The sequence below is a fragment of the Delftia tsuruhatensis NBRC 16741 genome (assembly GCF_001571325.1).
Taxonomy (GTDB): Bacteria; Pseudomonadota; Gammaproteobacteria; order Burkholderiales; family Burkholderiaceae_C; genus Comamonas; species Comamonas tsuruhatensis.
On sequence record NZ_BCTO01000010.1, the window covers coordinates 127,237 to 144,863 of the forward strand.

At 66.2% G+C, this 17,627-nt stretch carries 19 protein-coding genes; all 19 read left to right on the top strand.

From position 1 onward, the window contains the following. Positions 1–16 precede the first annotated feature (16 nt). The 19 genes from DTS01S_RS03625 (at position 17) to hisD (ending at position 17,608) form a co-directional block, all read left to right on the top strand. Positions 17–1,396, top strand: a complete 1,380-nt coding sequence (locus DTS01S_RS03625) for a PelD GGDEF domain-containing protein (protein ID WP_016445569.1) — start codon at positions 17–19, stop codon at positions 1,394–1,396. Next, positions 1,389–2,411 carry a hypothetical protein gene (locus DTS01S_RS03630; RefSeq protein WP_016445570.1) on the top strand — a complete coding sequence of 341 codons (1,023 nt, stop codon included), beginning with the start codon at positions 1,389–1,391 and terminating at the stop codon, positions 2,409–2,411. Before DTS01S_RS03625 ends, DTS01S_RS03630 begins: the two co-directional genes overlap by 8 nt. Next, complete coding sequence (gene pelF / locus DTS01S_RS03635; protein WP_061287366.1) at positions 2,408–3,964, top strand: GT4 family glycosyltransferase PelF; 1,557 nt, start codon at positions 2,408–2,410, stop codon at positions 3,962–3,964. Before DTS01S_RS03630 ends, pelF begins: the two co-directional genes overlap by 4 nt. Further along, on the top strand, positions 3,964–5,337 hold the full coding sequence (gene pelG, locus DTS01S_RS03640) for an exopolysaccharide Pel transporter PelG (RefSeq protein WP_016445572.1): 1,374 nt from the start codon (positions 3,964–3,966) through the stop codon (positions 5,335–5,337). The genes pelF and pelG overlap by 1 nt, the downstream gene beginning before the upstream one ends. Before the next feature lie 208 nt (positions 5,338–5,545). Next, positions 5,546–6,352: an amino acid ABC transporter substrate-binding protein gene (locus tag DTS01S_RS03645; protein ID WP_016445573.1), complete on the top strand. Its 807-nt coding sequence runs from the start codon at positions 5,546–5,548 to the stop codon at positions 6,350–6,352. Positions 6,353–6,483: 131 nt separating this feature from the next. Then, entirely contained in the window at positions 6,484–7,137 is a 654-nt protein-coding gene (locus tag DTS01S_RS03650; protein ID WP_012207336.1) for an amino acid ABC transporter permease, read from the top strand. Beyond that, positions 7,118–7,906, top strand: coding sequence for an amino acid ABC transporter ATP-binding protein (locus tag DTS01S_RS03655; protein WP_287142218.1), 789 nt, complete (start codon positions 7,118–7,120; stop codon positions 7,904–7,906). The genes DTS01S_RS03650 and DTS01S_RS03655 overlap by 20 nt, the downstream gene beginning before the upstream one ends. A 218-nt stretch (positions 7,907–8,124) precedes the next feature. Continuing rightward, positions 8,125–8,964, top strand: a complete 840-nt coding sequence (locus DTS01S_RS03660) for an ABC transporter ATP-binding protein (RefSeq protein WP_016445575.1) — start codon at positions 8,125–8,127, stop codon at positions 8,962–8,964. Continuing rightward, a complete protein-coding gene (mlaE, locus tag DTS01S_RS03665) occupies positions 8,961–9,743 on the top strand; it encodes a lipid asymmetry maintenance ABC transporter permease subunit MlaE (RefSeq protein ID WP_016445576.1) in 783 nt (260 codons plus the stop codon). Before DTS01S_RS03660 ends, mlaE begins: the two co-directional genes overlap by 4 nt. A gap of 43 nt (positions 9,744–9,786) precedes the next feature. Continuing rightward, on the top strand, positions 9,787–10,272 hold the full coding sequence (gene mlaD / locus DTS01S_RS03670; RefSeq protein WP_016445577.1) for an outer membrane lipid asymmetry maintenance protein MlaD: 486 nt from the start codon (positions 9,787–9,789) through the stop codon (positions 10,270–10,272). Further along, positions 10,269–11,069: an MlaA family lipoprotein gene (locus tag DTS01S_RS03675; RefSeq protein ID WP_034364771.1), complete on the top strand. Its 801-nt coding sequence runs from the start codon at positions 10,269–10,271 to the stop codon at positions 11,067–11,069. The genes mlaD and DTS01S_RS03675 overlap by 4 nt, the downstream gene beginning before the upstream one ends. A gap of 115 nt (positions 11,070–11,184) precedes the next feature. Further along, positions 11,185–11,826, top strand: a complete 642-nt coding sequence (locus DTS01S_RS03680) for an MlaC/ttg2D family ABC transporter substrate-binding protein (protein ID WP_016445579.1) — start codon at positions 11,185–11,187, stop codon at positions 11,824–11,826. Between the two features lie 20 nt (positions 11,827–11,846). After that, positions 11,847–12,134, top strand: a complete 288-nt coding sequence (locus DTS01S_RS03685; RefSeq protein WP_047217101.1) for an STAS domain-containing protein — start codon at positions 11,847–11,849, stop codon at positions 12,132–12,134. A gap of 73 nt (positions 12,135–12,207) precedes the next feature. Next, on the top strand, positions 12,208–13,137 hold the full coding sequence (locus tag DTS01S_RS03690) for an ABC transporter ATP-binding protein (protein WP_013800798.1): 930 nt from the start codon (positions 12,208–12,210) through the stop codon (positions 13,135–13,137). After that, complete coding sequence (locus DTS01S_RS03695) at positions 13,134–13,889, top strand: ABC transporter permease (protein WP_016445581.1); 756 nt, start codon at positions 13,134–13,136, stop codon at positions 13,887–13,889. The genes DTS01S_RS03690 and DTS01S_RS03695 overlap by 4 nt, the downstream gene beginning before the upstream one ends. A gap of 126 nt (positions 13,890–14,015) precedes the next feature. After that, positions 14,016–14,264, top strand: a complete 249-nt coding sequence (locus tag DTS01S_RS03700; protein WP_012207326.1) for a BolA family protein — start codon at positions 14,016–14,018, stop codon at positions 14,262–14,264. Positions 14,265–14,368: 104 nt separating this feature from the next. After that, positions 14,369–15,637 carry a UDP-N-acetylglucosamine 1-carboxyvinyltransferase gene (murA, locus tag DTS01S_RS03705; RefSeq protein ID WP_016445582.1) on the top strand — a complete coding sequence of 423 codons (1,269 nt, stop codon included), beginning with the start codon at positions 14,369–14,371 and terminating at the stop codon, positions 15,635–15,637. Further along, complete coding sequence (gene hisG, locus DTS01S_RS03710; RefSeq protein WP_017405470.1) at positions 15,634–16,278, top strand: ATP phosphoribosyltransferase; 645 nt, start codon at positions 15,634–15,636, stop codon at positions 16,276–16,278. The genes murA and hisG overlap by 4 nt, the downstream gene beginning before the upstream one ends. A 13-nt stretch (positions 16,279–16,291) precedes the next feature. Continuing rightward, the gene (gene hisD, locus DTS01S_RS03715) at positions 16,292–17,608 is read left to right on the top strand and encodes a histidinol dehydrogenase (RefSeq protein ID WP_017405471.1); all 1,317 of its coding nucleotides are present in this window, start codon (positions 16,292–16,294) and stop codon (positions 17,606–17,608) included. Positions 17,609–17,627: the final 19 nt, after the last annotated feature.

A 17,627-nucleotide genomic window follows, 5' to 3' on the forward strand; every position in this document is an offset into this window, starting at 1 on the left:
CGAGGAACGATTTTCCATGCCAGACCAAGCCACCACGCCCAAGGCGGCACCGCATCCCGATGCACCGCGCCGAGCCGGCATTGCCGCGGAATTCAGGGGTTCGCCCCTGGGCCTGCTTGTGCAGACAAGCGCCAAGCCCTGGGTGGTGGTGGGAGAGACGCTGCTTTTGCCGTTGCTGGCCCTGTTGGTCGGCATGTGGGCCAACCCCGCCAATCCCCTGTGGGTGGAGGCGGAGTTTCCCTGGGCCTGGCTGGCGCCCGTGGTCGTGGCCCTGCGCTACGGGCCCGTTGCCGGCCTGTCGGCGTCCGGTGTGCTGCTGCTGGCATGGCTGGGCGTCAACCAGCGGGATCTGTCGCTGTTTCCCGAACAGTATTTCCTGGGCGGCCTGATCCTGGTCATGGTCGTGGGCGAGATCTCCAGCCTGTGGCGCGCGCGCATACGCCGTGCGCGCACGGCGCAGAACTACATGGACCAGCGCACCGAGCAGCTGATCCGCCAGCATTACCTGCTGCGCCTGTCGCATGACCGCCTCGAGCAGGAGCTCATAGGCCGTCCCGTGTCCATGCGCGACGCCATCAACGTGCTCAGCGGCCTCAGCGGCGCCGAGGGCGATGCGCAAAGCCTGCTCAACCTGCTGGCGCGCTTCAGCCAGATCAGCGTGGCCAGCCTGGTGCCCGTGCGCAACGATGTGCTGGACCCCACGCCCATTGCCCAGTTGGGCGGCGAGCGGCCCATCCATGTCCATGACCCGCTGGTGCGCCAGGCGCTGGACAGCCATGTGCTGTGCCATATCTCGCAAAGCATGGCGCAAGGCCAGCAGACGCAGTACATCGTCGTGGCGCCCATGCTGGACCTGGAAGGCGAGATCTACGGCCTGCTGCTGGTCGAGGAAATGCCTTTCTTCGCACTGCAGGAAGAAGCGCTGCAGACCATCAACCTGCTGCTGGGCTACTACACCGACAGCGTGGCCGCCAACAGCCTGGCCGCACCGCTGCTGCAGGCCTATCCCGACTGCCCGCCGCACTTCGCCTTCGAGGTGCAGCGCATGGAGCATGTGAACCGCAGCGCGCGCCTGAGCAGCGTGGTGGTGGCGCTGGAGCTGTCGCCGTCGGCCGTCCAGGCGCAGATGGCCCAGCAGATCATGCGGCTGGAGCGCATGCTGGACCGCTCCTGGCTGCAGGAGCGCGATGGCCGGCAGCTGCTGGCCATCTTCATGCCGCTGGGCACCAACGCCACGGCCGAGGGCTACCTGAACCGCATCGAGGCCTGGCTGGCCCAGCGCGGCGTGGCCTCGCTGGCCGATGCGGGCATCTTCCCGCGCACCATCTTGCTGGACCGCTGCTCGGCCATCAGCGTGCTGGAGCGGCTGCACCAGATGGGGCAGGGCCATGCTTAACCTCAAGCTGGCCCTGGGCGCGCTGGCCGCGGAAATCGCCTCCTGGAGCAGCCTGTGGCTGCTGCGCAGCCAGTCGGACGCCGCCCTGCTGGGCTATCTCATGGCCCATGGATTGGCCAGCGGCCTGCTGGCGCTGTGCCTGGCGCCGTTCCTGGCCACCTCGGCCAGGTCGGTGCGCCAGCGCCTGGCCCTGGTGGCGCTGATGGGGCTGTTTGCCTATGCCGTGCCGGTGGCCGGCATCCTGGGCGCCGTCGTGGCCACCATTGCGCTGCACACGCAGCGCGGCCCGCGCGGTGGCCAGCGCTTTCCGGTGATGCCCCTGCCCGATTTCGACCCGCACCAGCAGTCCGGAACCAGCCGCCGCCAGGCGGGCCTGCAGTCCTTCCTGGCCAATCCCAATGTGCCCGTCGCCTCGCGCATGCGGGCCATGGTGGCGCTGGGCAGCGTGCCGGGGCGCATTGCCTCGCCCATGCTGCGCACGGCGCTGGGCGATTCCAGCGAGGACCTGCGCCTGCTGGCCTACAGCATGCTGGACGCCAAGGAGCGCGAGATCAGCAAGACCATCCACCAGGAGCTTCAGCTGTTCGAGCATGCCCGCCAGTCCGAGGGCGATGCGCCCTGCGGGCCGCGCGGCCTGCAGGCGGCTCGGGCGCTCACCGACCTGTACGCGGAGCTGGTCTACCAGGGCGTGGCGCAGGGCGATGTGCGTGACCACGCCATCCAGCAATCCCTGCACTACTGCGACCTGGTGCTGGCCCAGCGGCCCGACAACGCGCTGCTGCTGTTGCGCCGTGGCCGGTTGTTGCATCTGCAGGGCAGGCAGGTGGAGTCGCTGGCCTGCTACGAGCGCTCGCTGGCGCTGGGCATGGAGCCCGCGCGCGTCGTGCCCTACCAGGCCGAGCTGCTGTTCGAGCGGCGCGAGTTCGCCAAGGCGCAGGCGCTGATGCGATCGCTGGACATCGAGCATGCCCTGCCGCGCCTGAAGCCCAGCATCCGCTACTGGAGTGCCTCATGAGCCGTGCGAGCCAGTTCCCCACGGCGGCCAGTGCGGACATCGCGCTGCTGCTGGAGGGCACGTTTCCCTATGTCAGCGGCGGCGTGTCCAGCTGGGTCAACCAGATCCTGCAGGCCTATCCCGAGCACCGCTTCGCCATCGTCTTCCTGGGAAGCCGGCGCGAGGACTATGGCGATTTCCGCTACGCGCTGCCGCCCAACGTGGTGCACTTCGAGCAGCATTTCCTCTTTGACGCCCTGCACTCCAACATCCAGCCCGCGCCCTCGCGCGGCCATCCCGAAGCCCTGGCCAAGGCCCGGGAGTTCCTGCAAGCGCTGGAGGCACATGACGGCAGTGCCGAAAGCCGGGCCAAGGTGCTGGCGGCCATGCGCTCGATTGCGCTGGAACTGCAGCCCGGCGGCAGCCTGCCGCTGGAGGATTTCCTGCACAGCGAATTCGCCTGGGACCTGATCCGCGACAGCTACCGGCGCCACTGCACCGATCCATCGTTCGTGGACTTCTTCTGGACCGTGCGCATCATGCTGCAGCCGCTGTGGCTGATGGCGCGCATCGCCCACGGGCTGATTCCGGTGCGCGTGCTGCATACGGTCTCCACGGGCTATGCGGGGTTTCTGGGGGGGCTGCTGCACCATTCGCGCGGCCTGCCGCTGGTGCTGTCCGAGCATGGCATCTATACCAAGGAGCGGCAGATCGACCTGCTGCAGAGCACCTGGATCCGCGACAACCGCAACATCTTCCAGCGCGACCCCATGGAGGTGTCGTTCTTCCGGCAGATGTGGATACGGTTTTTCGACTGGATGGGGCGCTTTTGCTATGGCGCGGCCGATCCCATCATTGCGCTGTACGAGAACAACCGCCTGCGCCAGGTGGCCGATGGCGCGGCGGCAGAGCGCACGGTCAGCATTCCCAACGGCATCCGCATAGAGCGCTTTGCGCCGCTGCGCACCCAGCGGCCGGCCGAGACGCCGCCCGTGCTGTGCCTGATCGGCCGCGTGGTGCCCATCAAGGACATCAAGACCTTCATCCGCGCCATGCGCCGCGTGGTCAACCGGATGCCCCAGGCCCAGGCCTGGGTGGCCGGCCCCACGGCCGAAGACCCGGCCTATGCCGATGAATGCCAGAACCTCGTGGACAGCCTGGCCCTGCAGGCCAACGTACGCTTTCTGGGCATGCAGAAGGTGGAGGAGTTGCTGCCCAAGGTGGGCGTGGTCGTGCTGTCGTCCATCAGCGAGGCGCTGCCCCTGGTGATTCTCGAAGCACAGGCCGCCGGCGTGCCCGTGGTCAGCACCGACGTGGGCTCGTGCCGCCAGCTCATCGACGGGCTGGGGCCCGAGGACCAGGCCCTGGGCTCGTGCGGGCGCGTGGTCGGCATTGCCAACCCCGAGGCACTGGCCGATGCCTGCCTGGAGCTGCTGGCATCGCCCGGGCAATGGCAGGCCGCCAGCGCGGCCGGGATTGCGCGCGTGGAGCGCTACTACTCCGACCGGCTGCTGTTCGAGCGCTACAGGCAGGTCTATGACAGGGCGCTGCAACAGTCCGAGGAAAAACACTGATGGCTGGCATTGGATTCGAACTGCGCCACCTGCTGCGCAAGAACACGCTGACCAGCGTGCTCCAGGCCTACGCCTATGCGGGCGTGATCGGCTCGGGGCCGTGGGTGTTCTCCATCATCGGCATCCTGCTGGTGGGGGTGTTCAGCGTCAGCGTAGTGGCGCCGCCGCTGCTGGTCACGCAGTTCCAGACCTCGGTCACCTACCTGGTGGCCAGCAGCCTGATCCTGACCGGGGCGGCGCAGCTGGCATTCACGCGCTTTGTCTCGGACCAGCTGTTCCTCAAGAAGGACGAGAGCATCCTGCCCAACCTGCATGGCCTGCTGCTGGTCGTGGTGGCCACTGCCAGCGCGCTGGGCACGCTGGCGCTTTTCGTGGTGCTGCCGGGCCAGGGCCTGCTGTACCGCGTGCTGATGCTGGCGGGCTTCACGCTGATGTGCGTGGTCTGGGTCATGACCGTGCTGCTGTCGGGCCTCAAGCACTACCGGGCCATTGCCGGGCTGTTCGGCGCCACCTACCTGCTCATCGTGCTGCTGGCGCTGCCGCTGCGGTACTGGGGGCTGGAAGGGCTGCTGGCCAGCTTCGTGATCGGCCACGTGCTGCTGCTGGCCGGCATGTGGCTGATCGTGCTGCGCAGCTTTCCGCTGCAAAAGCGCTGGATCGCCTTCGACTTCACGCAGCGCTCGCTGATCTTTCCGGCGCTGATCGCCATCGGCGTGCTCTACAACCTGGGCATCTGGATCGACAAGTTCATGTTCTGGTACTACCCGCCGACCTCGCAGCAGATCATCGGCGGGCTCAGGGCCTCGCTGATCTACGACCTGCCGGTGTTCCTGTCCTACCTGTCCATCATCCCGGGCATGGCGGTCTTTCTGGTGCGCATCGAGACCGACTTCGTCGAGTACTACGACAAGTTCTTCGATGCCGTGCGCGGCGGCGGATCGCTCGAGTACATCGAGTCCATGCGCAACGAAATGGTCTACGCCATCCAGGCGGGCCTGGGCGAGATCGCCAAGGTGCAGACGCTGGCCGTTCTCGTCACCCTGGTGGCCGGACCGGCCATCCTGCAGTTGCTGGGCATCTCCCAGCTGTACCTGCCGCTGCTGCATGTGCAGGTGGTCGGCGCCGGGCTGCAGGTGGGCGTGATGGCCGTGCTCAACGTGTTCTTCTATCTGGACGAGCGGCGCATCGTCTTCATGCTGTGCCTGCTGCTGGTGGTGCTGAACATCGCCTTCACGGGCATTTCGCTGGCGCTGGGCGCCGCGTTCTATGGCTACGGCTTTTGCCTGGCCATGCTGGTGACGCTGTGCGTGGGCCTGTTCATGCTCTCGCGCGAACTCAACCGGCTCGAGTACAAGACCTTCATGCTGCAGTGACCGGCAGGCATCTCTCGCCCTTTGCCGATTTGCACGGTCTTGATCCAGCGTGTTGGCGGGGGGCGCCGGTCTGCGCGACAATACGGGATTCGGCGCCGGCACCCAACCGAGACAAAGGTTCCGCCAAGGAACCATTCATTACAACGATTGCGCACCTTGCGTGCAGCGGCCGCCGCCTTTCGCTTTTTCCACTCCAAAGCTTTAAGCCATGAAAAAACGCACCCTCTTGGCCATGGTGGCCCTGTCTGCACTGCTGGCAGCCTGCGGCAAGAACGAGTCCGCATCGACCGCCGCCGCGCCGGTTGCCGCCCCCGTGCCGGCAGCCATGACCAAGTTGGTGATCGGCCTGGACGACAACTTCCCGCCCATGGGCTTTCGTGACGACAAGAACGAGATCGTCGGCTTCGACATCGACATGGCGCGTGAAGCCGCCAAGCGCATGAACGTGGAGGTGGACTTCAAGCCCATCGACTGGAGCGCTAAGGAGGCCGAGCTGGTCGGCAAGCGCGTCGACGCGCTGTGGAACGGCCTGACCATCACCGAAGAGCGCAAGAAGAACATCGCCTTCACCGCGCCCTACATGGAGAACCACCAGATCATCATCGTGCGCGCCGACTCCGACATCAAGGACAAGGCCGGCCTGGCCGGCAAGGTCGTGGGTGCACAGGATGGCAGCTCGGCCGTGGACGCCATCAAGAAGGACGCCGCCGTGGCCGCCAGCTTCAAGGACCTGAAGACCTTCGGCGACAACATCACCGCGCTGATGGACCTGTCGGCCGGCCGCCTGGACGCCGTCGTGGTCGACGAGGTCGTGGGGCGCTTCCACGTGGCCAAGAAGGCTGGCGAGTACCTGGTGCTCGAGGACAACTTCGGCACCGAGGACTACGGCGTGGGCCTGCGCAAGGAGGACACCGAAGTTCTGGGCAAGCTCGAAGCCGCGCTGGCCGAGATGAAGAAGGACGGCAAGGCCGCCGAAATCGCCTCCAAGTGGTTCGGCAAGGACATCATCAAGTAAATCCGGCACACCATGCGACCGGCAAGGCCAGCCTGGCATTGCCGGTCTTTTGCGTTCTGGGACGCACGCGCCCGTGGCTGCCCGGATCCTGCCGATGCCGGCGGGGCCGCGCACCGCACTGAGGCCATTCGATGGAATATGTAATCTCGCTCATGGGGCCGCTGTCCGCCGGCGCCCTGGTCACCCTCAAGCTCTTCGTCATCACCCTGGCGCTGTCCATTCCCCTGGGACTGTCGCTGGCGCTGATGCGCATCTCCCGCTTTCCCGCCCTGAGCCGGCTGGTCGGCGGCTACATCTGGCTGATGCGCGGCACGCCGCTGATGCTGCAGATGCTGTTCATCTACTTCGCGCTGCCCTTCGTGCCCGTGATCGGCGTGCGCCTGCCCGATTTCCCGGCCGCCGTGGTCGCCTTCGCGCTGAACTACGCCGCCTACTTCGCCGAAATCTTCCGCGCGGGCATCCAGTCCGTGGACCGCGGCCAGTACGAGGGCGCCAAGGTGCTGGGCATGAGCTACGGCCAGACCATGCGCCGCATCATCCTGCCGCAGATGTGGGCGCGCATCATCCCGCCCGTGAGCAACGAGACCATCACCCTGGTCAAGGACACCTCGCTGATCTACGTGCTGGCCCTGAACGATCTGCTGCGCGCGGCGCGCGGCATCGTGCAGCGCGATTTCACCATCACGCCCTTCGTGGTGGCCGCAGGCTTCTATCTGGTCATGACTCTCGTGTTGACCTGGATCTTCCAATACCTAGAAAAACGCCATGCCAAATACGACGCGTGATAACGCGCCCGAGACCATGATCTCGGCGCAGAACATCTGCAAGGGCTTTGGCGGCGTGCCGGTGCTGCGCGGCGTTTCGCTGGAGCTGGCGCGTGGCGAGGTGGTGGCCATCATCGGTCCCTCGGGATCGGGCAAGAGCACCTTTTTGCGCTGCCTCAACCACCTGGAAACCATTGACAGCGGCCGTGTCGCCGTTGAAGGCGAAGTGCTGGTGGACAGTGGCGCCGACGGCCGTGCCCACTACGTGCCCGAGGCGCAGATCCGCCAGATCGGCCGCAAGATGGGCATGGTGTTCCAGTCCTTCAACCTGTTCCCGCACCTCACGGTGCTGGAGAACGTCATCGAAGCGCCCATCATCGTCAAGGGCCTCAGGCGCGAGCAGATCGTGCCCAAGGCCGAGGCGCTGCTGCACAAGGTGGGCCTGCTGGAAAAGCGCGATGCCTATCCCAACCGTCTGTCGGGCGGGCAAAAGCAGCGCGTGGCCATTGCCCGGGCCCTGGCCATGGAGCCCGACATCCTGCTGTTCGACGAGCCCACCTCCGCACTGGACCCCGAGCTGACCGGCGAGGTGCTGCGCACCATGCGCGAGCTGGCGCAGGAGCACATGACCATGCTGGTCGTGACCCACGAGATGGGCTTTGCCCGTGAAGTGGCCAATCGCGTGATCTTCATGGACAAGGGGGAGATCGTCGAGCAAGGCCCTGCGGAAGCATTCTTTGCGGCGCCGCGGCACACACGGACCCAGGCATTCCTGCAGAACATGTTGTAAAAAAACATCTGTCCAGTCCGGATTTTCCCCAGGTCCAGAGAGCGTGCAACGCTTGTGTAGCAAGCAAAGCATGCTCTTTTTTTTATGGCGGTTTCTGCCATGACTTTTTGAGAAACATACACGGATGTATGTTTATCTCGGTCGGTGGTGAGCAAGCAGCGGCACCTGTCTGCACAATAGCGGGCTTGCCTGCGAACATTTATCGACCGCACCACAGCATGATCCCAACCGCCTCTTTCGTGGAGTTGCGCAACGTCACCTTCGGCTATGGCGAGCGTGTGATCCTGCGCGACCTGTCGCTGCAGGTGCCGCGCGGCAAAGTCACGGCCCTGATGGGCGCATCGGGCGGGGGCAAGACCACCGTGCTGCGCCTGATCGGCGGCCAGCAGCATGCCCAGCAGGGGCAGGTGCTGTTCGATGGCAAGGACGTCACCACCATGGACGCAGCGGGCCTGTACGCTGCGCGCCGGCGCATGGGCATGCTGTTCCAGTTCGGCGCCCTGTTCACCGACATGAGCGTGTTCGACAACGTGGCCTTCCCGCTGCGCGAGCACACCGACCTTCCCGACGAACTGGTCCGCGACATCGTGCTCATGAAGCTGCATGCCGTGGGTCTGCGCGGTGCGCGCGACCTCATGCCCAGCGAGATATCGGGCGGCATGGCCCGCCGCGTGGCGCTGGCGCGGGCCATTGCACTGGACCCCGAACTGGTCATGTACGACGAGCCCTTCGCCGGGCTGGACCCCATTTCCCTGGGCACCGCTGCCCAACTGATCCGAGAACTCAACGACGCCATGGGCCTGACCTCCATCCTGGTGTCCCATGACGTGGAGGAAACCTTCCATGTGGCCGACCATGTGGTCATTCTGGGCAACGGCGGTGTCGCCGCCCAGGGCTCGCCCGAGGAAGTCAAGGCCAATCCCGATCCGCTGGTGCAGCAGTTCATCCACGCACGCGCCACCGGCCCCGTACCCTTCCATTACCCCGGCGTGAGTGCCGAAGAGGATTTCGGCACGCCTGAAAGCCCGGTCAAGGCCAACGGCCGGAGGCGCGCATGAACCGGCTGCATCCCGCTCGCATCGGCGCGGCAGTGCGCCACCAATTGACCCAGCTGGGCATGGGCACCCGCCTGTTCGGCCGCCTGCTCGCGCTGATGGGGCCGGCGCTGGGCAGGCCGCGGCTGATTGGCGACCAGATCCATTTCCTGGGCAACTATTCGCTGGCCATCATCGGCGTGTCCGGCCTGTTCGTCGGTTTCGTGCTGGGCCTGCAGGGCTACTACACCCTGCAGCGCTACGGCTCGGCCGAGGCGCTGGGTCTGCTGGTGGCGCTGTCCCTGGTGCGCGAGCTCGGCCCCGTCGTCACGGCGCTGCTGTTTGCCGGCCGTGCCGGCACGGCGCTGACGGCCGAGATCGGCCTCATGAAGGCCGGCGAGCAGTTGTCGGCCATGGAAATGATGGCCGTGGACCCCGTGCGCCGCATCCTGGCGCCGCGCTTCGTGGCCGGCCTGATCGCCATGCCGCTGCTGGCCGCTGTCTTCAGCGCCGTCGGCGTGATCGGCGGCTGGCTGGTGGGCGTGGTCATGATCGGCGTCGATGGCGGTGCCTTCTGGGGCCAGATGCAAAACGGCGTGGACTGGTGGTATGACCTGGGCAACGGCGTTCTCAAGAGCCTGGTGTTCGGCGTGGCGGTGACCTTCATCGCGCTGCTGCAGGGCTATGCAGCCAAGCCCACGCCCGAAGGCGTGTCCCGCGCGACCACGCGCACGGTGGTGATGGCCTCGCTGGCCGTGCTGGGGCTGGACTTCCTGCTCACGGCCACGATGTTCAGCCTTTGACCCGGCACCGAAGCCACCCCCGCAAAACAAGGAAAAACAAACCATGCAGCAATCCAAGAGTGATGTCTGGGTCGGACTGTTCGTGCTGATCGGCGCTGCGGCGCTGGTGTTCCTGGCGCTGCAGTCGGCCAACCTGCTGAGCCTGAGCTTCCAGAAAACCTACACGCTGACCGCGCGCTTCGACAACATCGGCGGACTCAAGCCCAAGGCGGCCGTGCGCAGCGCGGGCGTCGTCGTGGGCCGCGTGGAATCCATCACCTTCGACGATCAGGTCTTTCAGGCCAGCGTGACCATGGCCATGGAAAACCGCTACGCGTTTCCCAAGGACAGTTCCCTGAAGATCCTGACCAGCGGCCTGCTCGGCGACCAGTACATCGGCATCGAAGCCGGCGCAGATGACCACAACCTCAAGGATGGCGACCGCGTCGTCGCAACCCAGTCGGCCGTTGTGCTGGAAAATCTGATCGGACAGTTCCTCTACGGCAAGGCCGAGCAGGGTGGCAGCTCCGGTGCAGGAGGCAAAGAATGACAACCAACCATGAACAGGCGACCGCGGGTCGCCCTGCAGTCCAGGCAGCATCCTGGCAGCGCGCAGCCATGCTGGGCACATTGGCCGCCGCTTCGCTGCTCGCCGGCTGCGCCACCGCGCCGGGCGAGGCCCGCAATCCCCAGGACCCGTTCGAGCCGTTCAACCGCAGCGTCTACTCGTTCAACGACGGCCTGGACCGTGCCGTCCTGAAGCCGGTGGCCACGGCCTACCGCGACGTCACTCCGCGTCTGGCCCGCGATGGCGTGAGCAATTTCTTCTCCAACCTCAGCGATGTCTGGTCCTTCGTGAACAACGCGCTGCAGGGCCAGGCCGAAGGCGCCTACAACTCCGTCGTGCGGTTCTCGGTGAATACGGTCTTCGGCCTGGGCGGCTTGCTCGACATCGCCAGCGAGGCCGGCATCGAGCGCCAAAAGCAGGACTTCGGCCAGACCCTGGGTCGCTGGGGCGTGCCCACCGGGCCGTACCTGGTGCTGCCGCTGCTGGGCCCGTCCACGGTGCGTGACACTGCGGCTCTTCCGGTGGATGCCTGGGGCAACCCCATGTCGGCGATCAACGACATCCCGGTGCGCAACAGCCTGTATGTGCTGCGACTGGTGGATACACGTGCCCGCCTGCTCAATGCCTCCGACACGCTGGACTCCGTCGCGCTCGACCGCTACAGCCTGACGCGCGATGTCTACCTGAACCTGCGGCGTGGCAAGTCGGGTGATGACGGTCGCATCGAGGATTACGACGACGATGCCGGCAAGCTGCCGCCCGAAGACGGCGCGAAGTAAGCAGTTCGTAACATCCCGAGATGAAAAACGGCCGCTGCCTGACATGGCGCGGCCGGAAAAATGTGCAATATCAACCCGGTCCGGGGCATGAGGCCCTGCTGGGAAAGGAAGAGTGATGATCAATCGACGTGCCTGGAGCGCTGCCGCTGCAGCCATGCTGGCCATGGGAACCCTTGGCGCGGCACTACCGGCCCGCGCAGCCGGCGAGACCCCCGATGCGCTGATCAAGCGTGTCTCCACCGACGTGCTGGAAACCATCAAGAAGGACCCCTCGCTGCGCGAGGGCGATGTCTCCAAGGTCAATGCGCTGGTCAATGACAAGGTCATGCCGTATGTGAATTTCCGCCGCATGACCTCCGCCTCGGTGGGGCCGGCCTGGCGCCAGGCCACGCCTGCGCAGCGCGAGAAGCTGGAGACCGAGTTCAAGGCCCTGCTGATCCGCACCTATTCGGGCGCGCTGACGCAGGTCAGCAACCAGACCATCAACGTCAAGCCCCTGCGCGCGGCAGCCGGCGACACCGATGTGCTGGTGCGCACCGAAGTGCTGGGCCGCGGCGAGCCCGTGCAGCTGGACTACCGGCTCGAGAAGTCCGGCGACGGCTGGAAGATCTACAACCTGAACGTGCTGGGCGTGTGGCTGGTGGAAACCTACCGCAACCAGTTCAGCCAGGAAATCAATGCCCGCGGCATCGACGGCCTGATCGAGACCCTGGCCACGCGCAGCAAGATGCCGGCCACGCCGCCCTCCAAGGGCTGACAGCCGCGGACGCACGCGCCATGCTGCAGCTCCCCCGTGAACTGACCTACCGCCAGGCGCGCAGCTGTCTCGTGCAGCTGCGGCCCCAGGTGCAGGCCTTCGACGGCGCCCAGGTGCGTGTCGATGCCAGCGGTGTCGAGGTCTTCGACTCGTCCGCACTGGCCGTGCTGCTGGCCTGCCGCCGCACCGCGAAGGCGGCAGACAAGCAATTGGTGGTCGTGGGCCTGCCGCAGGGCCTGCAGTCCATGGCGGCGCTGTATGGCGTCGACGGGCTGCTGGCCGACATGGCCGCATCCTCCCCCTCCTGAGCCGGCGCAGCGCGCCGCTGCAAAGAGCCCTGCAAGGCAGGTTTGGCTGCAAGGGCCTAGAATCGCGCCTCGCATGTCTGCCGTCTCATTCCAATCCATCTCCAAGACCTACCAGACCCCCAAGGGGGCCTTCCAGGCGCTCAACCACGTGAGTCTGGACATCGAGGAGGGCGAGTTCTTCGGCCTGCTCGGTCCCAATGGCGCTGGCAAGACCACGATGATCAGCATCCTGGCCGGCCTGTCGCGCGCCACCAGCGGCCGCGTGCTGGTCCAGGGCAGCGACGTGCATGCCGACTACTCGGCTGCCCGGCGCAAGCTGGGCATCGTGCCGCAGGAGCTGGTCTTCGATCCCTTCTTCAATGTGCGCGAGGCGCTGCGCTTTCAGTCCGGCTATTTCGGCGTCAGGAACAATGACGACTGGATCGACGAGCTGCTGCACAGCCTGGGGCTGACCGACAAGGCCAATTCCAACATGCGCCAGCTGTCCGGCGGCATGAAGCGCCGCGTGCTGGTGGCCCAGGCGCTGGTGCACAAGCCGCCCATCATCGTGCTCGACGAGCCCACGGCCGGCGTGGACGTGGAGCTGCGCCAGACGCTGTGGCACTTCATCGCACGCCTGAACCGCGAAGGCCATACCGTGCTGCTCACCACCCACTACCTGGAAGAGGCCGAGGCGCTGTGCAGCCGCGTGGCCATGCTCAAGCAGGGCAACATCGTCAAGCTCTCGACCATGTCGGATCTGCTCAAGTCCGCCTCCTCCAACGTGCTGCAGTTCAAGACCGATACCGCCTTGCCGCCGGCCCTGGCCGCGCGTGCGCGGGTGACCGGCCGCATCGTGCAGATACCCGCCAACGACGCCAGCGATGTGGAGCGCCTGCTCGCCGCGCTGCGCGAGGGCTCCGTTGTGCCCGAGGACGTGGAAATCCGCCGCGCCGATCTGGAGGATGTCTTCATCCATGTGATGAATGAGCAGGGACAGACTTCGCAGGGAGCTTCGGCATGAACGGCTGGCAGACTCTGCTCAAGAAGGAAGTGCTGCGTTTCTGGAAGGTCAGCTTCCAGACCGTGGCCGCACCCGTGCTCACGGCCGTGCTCTATCTGCTGATCTTCGGCCATGTGCTCGAAGGCCGGGTGCTGGTGTACGACCGCATCAGCTACACGGCCTTCCTGATCCCTGGCCTGGTGATGATGAGCGTGCTGCAGAACGCCTTCGCCAACAGCTCCTCCAGCCTGGTACAGAGCAAGATCATGGGCTCCATGGTCTTCGTGCTGCTCACGCCGCTGTCGCACTGGGCCTGGTTCGGGGCCTATGTGGGAGCGTCGGTGCTGCGCGGGCTGCTGGTGGGCGCGGGCGTGTTCGTCGTCACGCTGTACTTTGCCATTCCCGAATTCACGGCGCCGCTGTGGATTCTGGTCTTCGGCCTGCTGGGCGCGGCGCTGCTGGGCACGCTGGGCGTGATCGCCGGCCTGTGGGCGGACAAGTTCGACCAGATGGCGGCCTTCCAGAACTTCCTGATCATGCCCATGACCTTCCTGTCAGGCGTGTTCTATTCCATCCAGTCGCTGCCGCCTTTTTGGCAAAAAGTCAGCCATCTGAACCCGTTTTTCTACATGATCGACGGCTTCCGCTATGGCTTCTTCGGCCAGAGCGACGTGTCGCCCTGGGTCAGCCTGGCCATCGTCGGCTCGGCCTGGCTGGCGGTGAGTGCCCTGGCCGTGCACCTGCTGCGCATCGGCTACAAGATCCGCGGCTGAGGTTTTTTCACAGGCTGCGGCGGGCGCTGTGCCGGCATTTTCGAACCCACCCATGAACAGGCGGCCGGCGCCCGGCGCCGCCGCCAACCAAGGCCATGCCGCGATGCATGGCAGGAAAGCTTCCCCATGACTGCAGACCAACTCAAGGAACTGATCGCCACCGGCCTGCCTTGCGAACACATTGCGCTGGAAGGCGACGGACGGCACTGGTTTGCCACCATCGTCTCGGCCCAATTCGAGGGCCAGCGCCTGCTGCAGCGCCAGCGCCTGGTCTACGCCACGCTGGGCCAGCGCATGCATACCGACGAGGTCCATGCGCTGTCCATGAAGACCTACACGCCCGCCGAGTGGGCTGCCCAGGCCGGCCAGGCCTGAGCGCACAGCCCGGTCACGACGCCTCAGACTTTCTGCCGCAACTGGTCGATACGGCCCGTGCGGCATCTCCTTTTTCCCGATTTCCAGATTCAAGTCTGTCAGCCATGGACAAACTCCTGATTCGCGGTGGCCGAGCGCTGCATGGCGAGGTGACGGTCTCCGGCGCCAAGAATGCCGCCCTGCCCGAGCTGTGCGCCGCGCTGCTGTCGTCCGAGCCCGTCACCCTGCGCAATGTGCCGCGTCTGCAGGACGTGGCCACCATGCTCAAGCTCATCCGCAACATGGGTGTCGGCGCCGAGCACGATGACAGCGGCACCGTGCGCATCCACGCCGGCTCGCTGTCCAACCCCGAGGCACCCTACGAACTGGTCAAGACCATGCGCGCCTCGGTCCTGGCCCTGGGCCCGCTGCTGGCCCGATTCGGCCAGGCCCGCGTCTCGCTGCCCGGCGGCTGCGCCATCGGCTCGCGCCCCGTGGACCAGCACATCAAGGGCCTGCAGGCCATGGGTGCCGAGATCGTTGTCGAGAACGGCTACATGCACGCGTGCCTGCCCGGGCATCTCAAGCGCCTGCAGGGCGCCCGCATCACCACCGACATGGTGACGGTCACGGGCACCGAGAACTTCCTGATGGCCGCCGTGCTGGCCGAAGGCGAGACGGTGCTGGAAAACGCCGCCATGGAGCCCGAGATCGGCGACCTGGCCGAAATGCTCATCAAGATGGGCGCAAGGATCGAAGGGCACGGCACCAGCCGCATCGTCATCCAGGGTGTGGAGCGGCTGAGCGGCTGCGAGCACCAGGTGGTGGCCGACCGCATCGAGGCCGGCACCTTCCTGTGCGCCGTGGCGGCCACGGGCGGCGAGGCGCTGCTGCGCAATGGCCGTGCCGACCACCTGGGCGCGGTCATCGACAAGCTCAAGGACGCTGGGGCCGAAGTGTCCGCCGAGGAGGGCGGCATCCGCGTGCGCGCTGCCGGCAAGCTCAAGGCCCAGAGTTTCCGCACCACCGAGTACCCGGGCTTTCCCACCGACATGCAGGCGCAGTTCATGGCGCTGAACCTGGTGGCCGAAGGCTGCAGCATGGTCACCGAGACCATCTTCGAGAACCGCTTCATGCACGTCGACGAGATGCTGCGCCTGGGCGCGCAGATCACCACCGACGGACGCGTGGCCACCATCACCGGCAGCCAGTCGCTGTCGGGCGCGGCCGTCATGGCCACCGACCTGCGCGCTTCGGCCAGCCTGGTCATCGCCGGCCTCGTGGCCAAGGGCGAGACCCTGGTCGATCGCATCTATCATCTGGACCGCGGCTACGATCGCATGGAAGACAAGCTGCGCGGCCTGGGTGCCGACATCGAAAGAGTTTCCCAATGACCATCACGATTGCCCTGTCCAAGGGCCGCATCTACGACGAAACCGTGCCGCTGCTGGCCGCTGCCGGCATCTCGGTCACCGAAGACATTGAAAAGTCGCGCAAGCTGATCTTCGAGACCAACCAGAGCCACGTGCGCGTGGTGCTGGTGCGCGCCTCCGACGTGCCGGTCTACGTGCAGTACGGCGGCGCCGACCTCGGCGTGGCCGGCCTGGACTCCCTGATCGAGCATGGTGCCCAGGGCCTGTACCAGCCCCTGGACCTGAAGATCGCGCGCTGCCGCGTCAGCGTCGCCGTGCGCAACGGCTTCGACTACGCGCTGGCCGTCAAGCAGGGCGCCCGCCTGCGCATCGCCACCAAGTATCCCGAGATCGCGCGCAACTTCTTCGCCACCAAGGGCGTGCACGTGGACATGGTCAAGCTCTACGGCTCCATGGAACTGGCCCCGCTGACCGGCATGGCCGACGCCATCGTCGACCTGGTGTCCACCGGCAACACGCTCAGGGCCAATGACCTGGTCGAGGTCGAGCCCATCATGGAGATCAGCTCGCGCCTGGTGGTCAACCAGGCCTCGCTCAAGCTCAAGCAGGCCCCTCTGCGCAAGATCATCGATGCCTTCGCATCGGCCATTCCCCAAGACTGAAGCCCTCTGCACCATGGAATACCAAGCCGCTCCCGCCCGCCTGTCCACGCTTGACGCCAACTTCGAACACGATTTTGCGCAGCGCCTGCATTGGTCGGCGGACACGGACGCGGCCATCGAGCAGCGCGTGGCCGACATCCTGGCCGATGTGCAAAAGCGTGGCGATGCGGCCGTGCTGGAGTACACGGCGCGCTTCGACGGATTGCAGGCGGACGGCATGGCAGCGCTGGAGCTGACGCAGGCCGAGCTCAAGGCCGCCTTCGACAGCCTGGGCGACGAGCAGCGCGATGCGCTGACGGCCGCCGCCCAGCGCGTGCGCACCTACCACGAGGCCCAAAAGCGCGCCAGCGGCGAGAGCTGGAGCTACCGCGACGCCGATGGCACCCTGCTGGGCCAGAAGGTCACGCCGCTGGACCGCGTGGGCATCTATGTGCCCGGCGGCAAGGCCGCCTATCCGTCCAGCGTGCTGATGAATGCCATTCCCGCCCATGTGGCTGGCGTGCAGGAAATCATCATGGTCGTGCCCACGCCGCGCGGCGAGAAGAATGCCCTGGTGCTGGCGGCCGCCTATGTGGCGGGCGTCACGCGCGGCTTCACCATCGGCGGTGCCCAGGCTGTGGCGGCCCTGGCCTACGGCACGGCCACCATCCCCAAGGTGGACAAGATCACCGGCCCCGGCAATGCCTATGTGGCCAGCGCCAAGAAGCGGGTGTTCGGCACCGTGGGCATCGACATGATTGCCGGCCCCAGTGAAATCCTGGTGCTGGCCGACGGCAGCACGCCGCCCGACTGGGTGGCCATGGACCTGTTCAGCCAGGCAGAGCATGACGAGCTGGCGCAAAGCATCCTGCTGTGCCCCGATGCCGACTACATCGCCGCCGTCCAGCGCGAGATCGACCGCCTGCTGCCCGAGATGCCGCGACGCGCCATCATCGCCAAGAGCCTGAGCGACCGGGGTGCCCTCATCCTCACGCGCGACATGCAGGAGGCCTGCGCCATCAGCAACCGCATCGCGCCAGAGCACCTGGAAGTCTCCAGCAACGATCCCCACCAGTGGGAGCCGCTGCTGCGCCATGCAGGCGCCATCTTCCTGGGGGCCTACACCAGCGAAAGCCTGGGCGACTACTGTGCCGGCCCCAACCATGTGCTGCCCACCAGCGGCACGGCGCGCTTTTCCTCGCCGCTGGGGGTCTATGACTTCCAGAAACGATCCAGCCTCATCGAGGTCAGCGAGCAGGGCGCCCAGACCCTGGGCCGCATCGCCTCGGTGCTGGCGCATGGCGAAGGCCTGCAAGGCCATGCGCGCGCGGCCGAAATGCGCCTGAAGTAGACACTCGCTTCCTATTGGA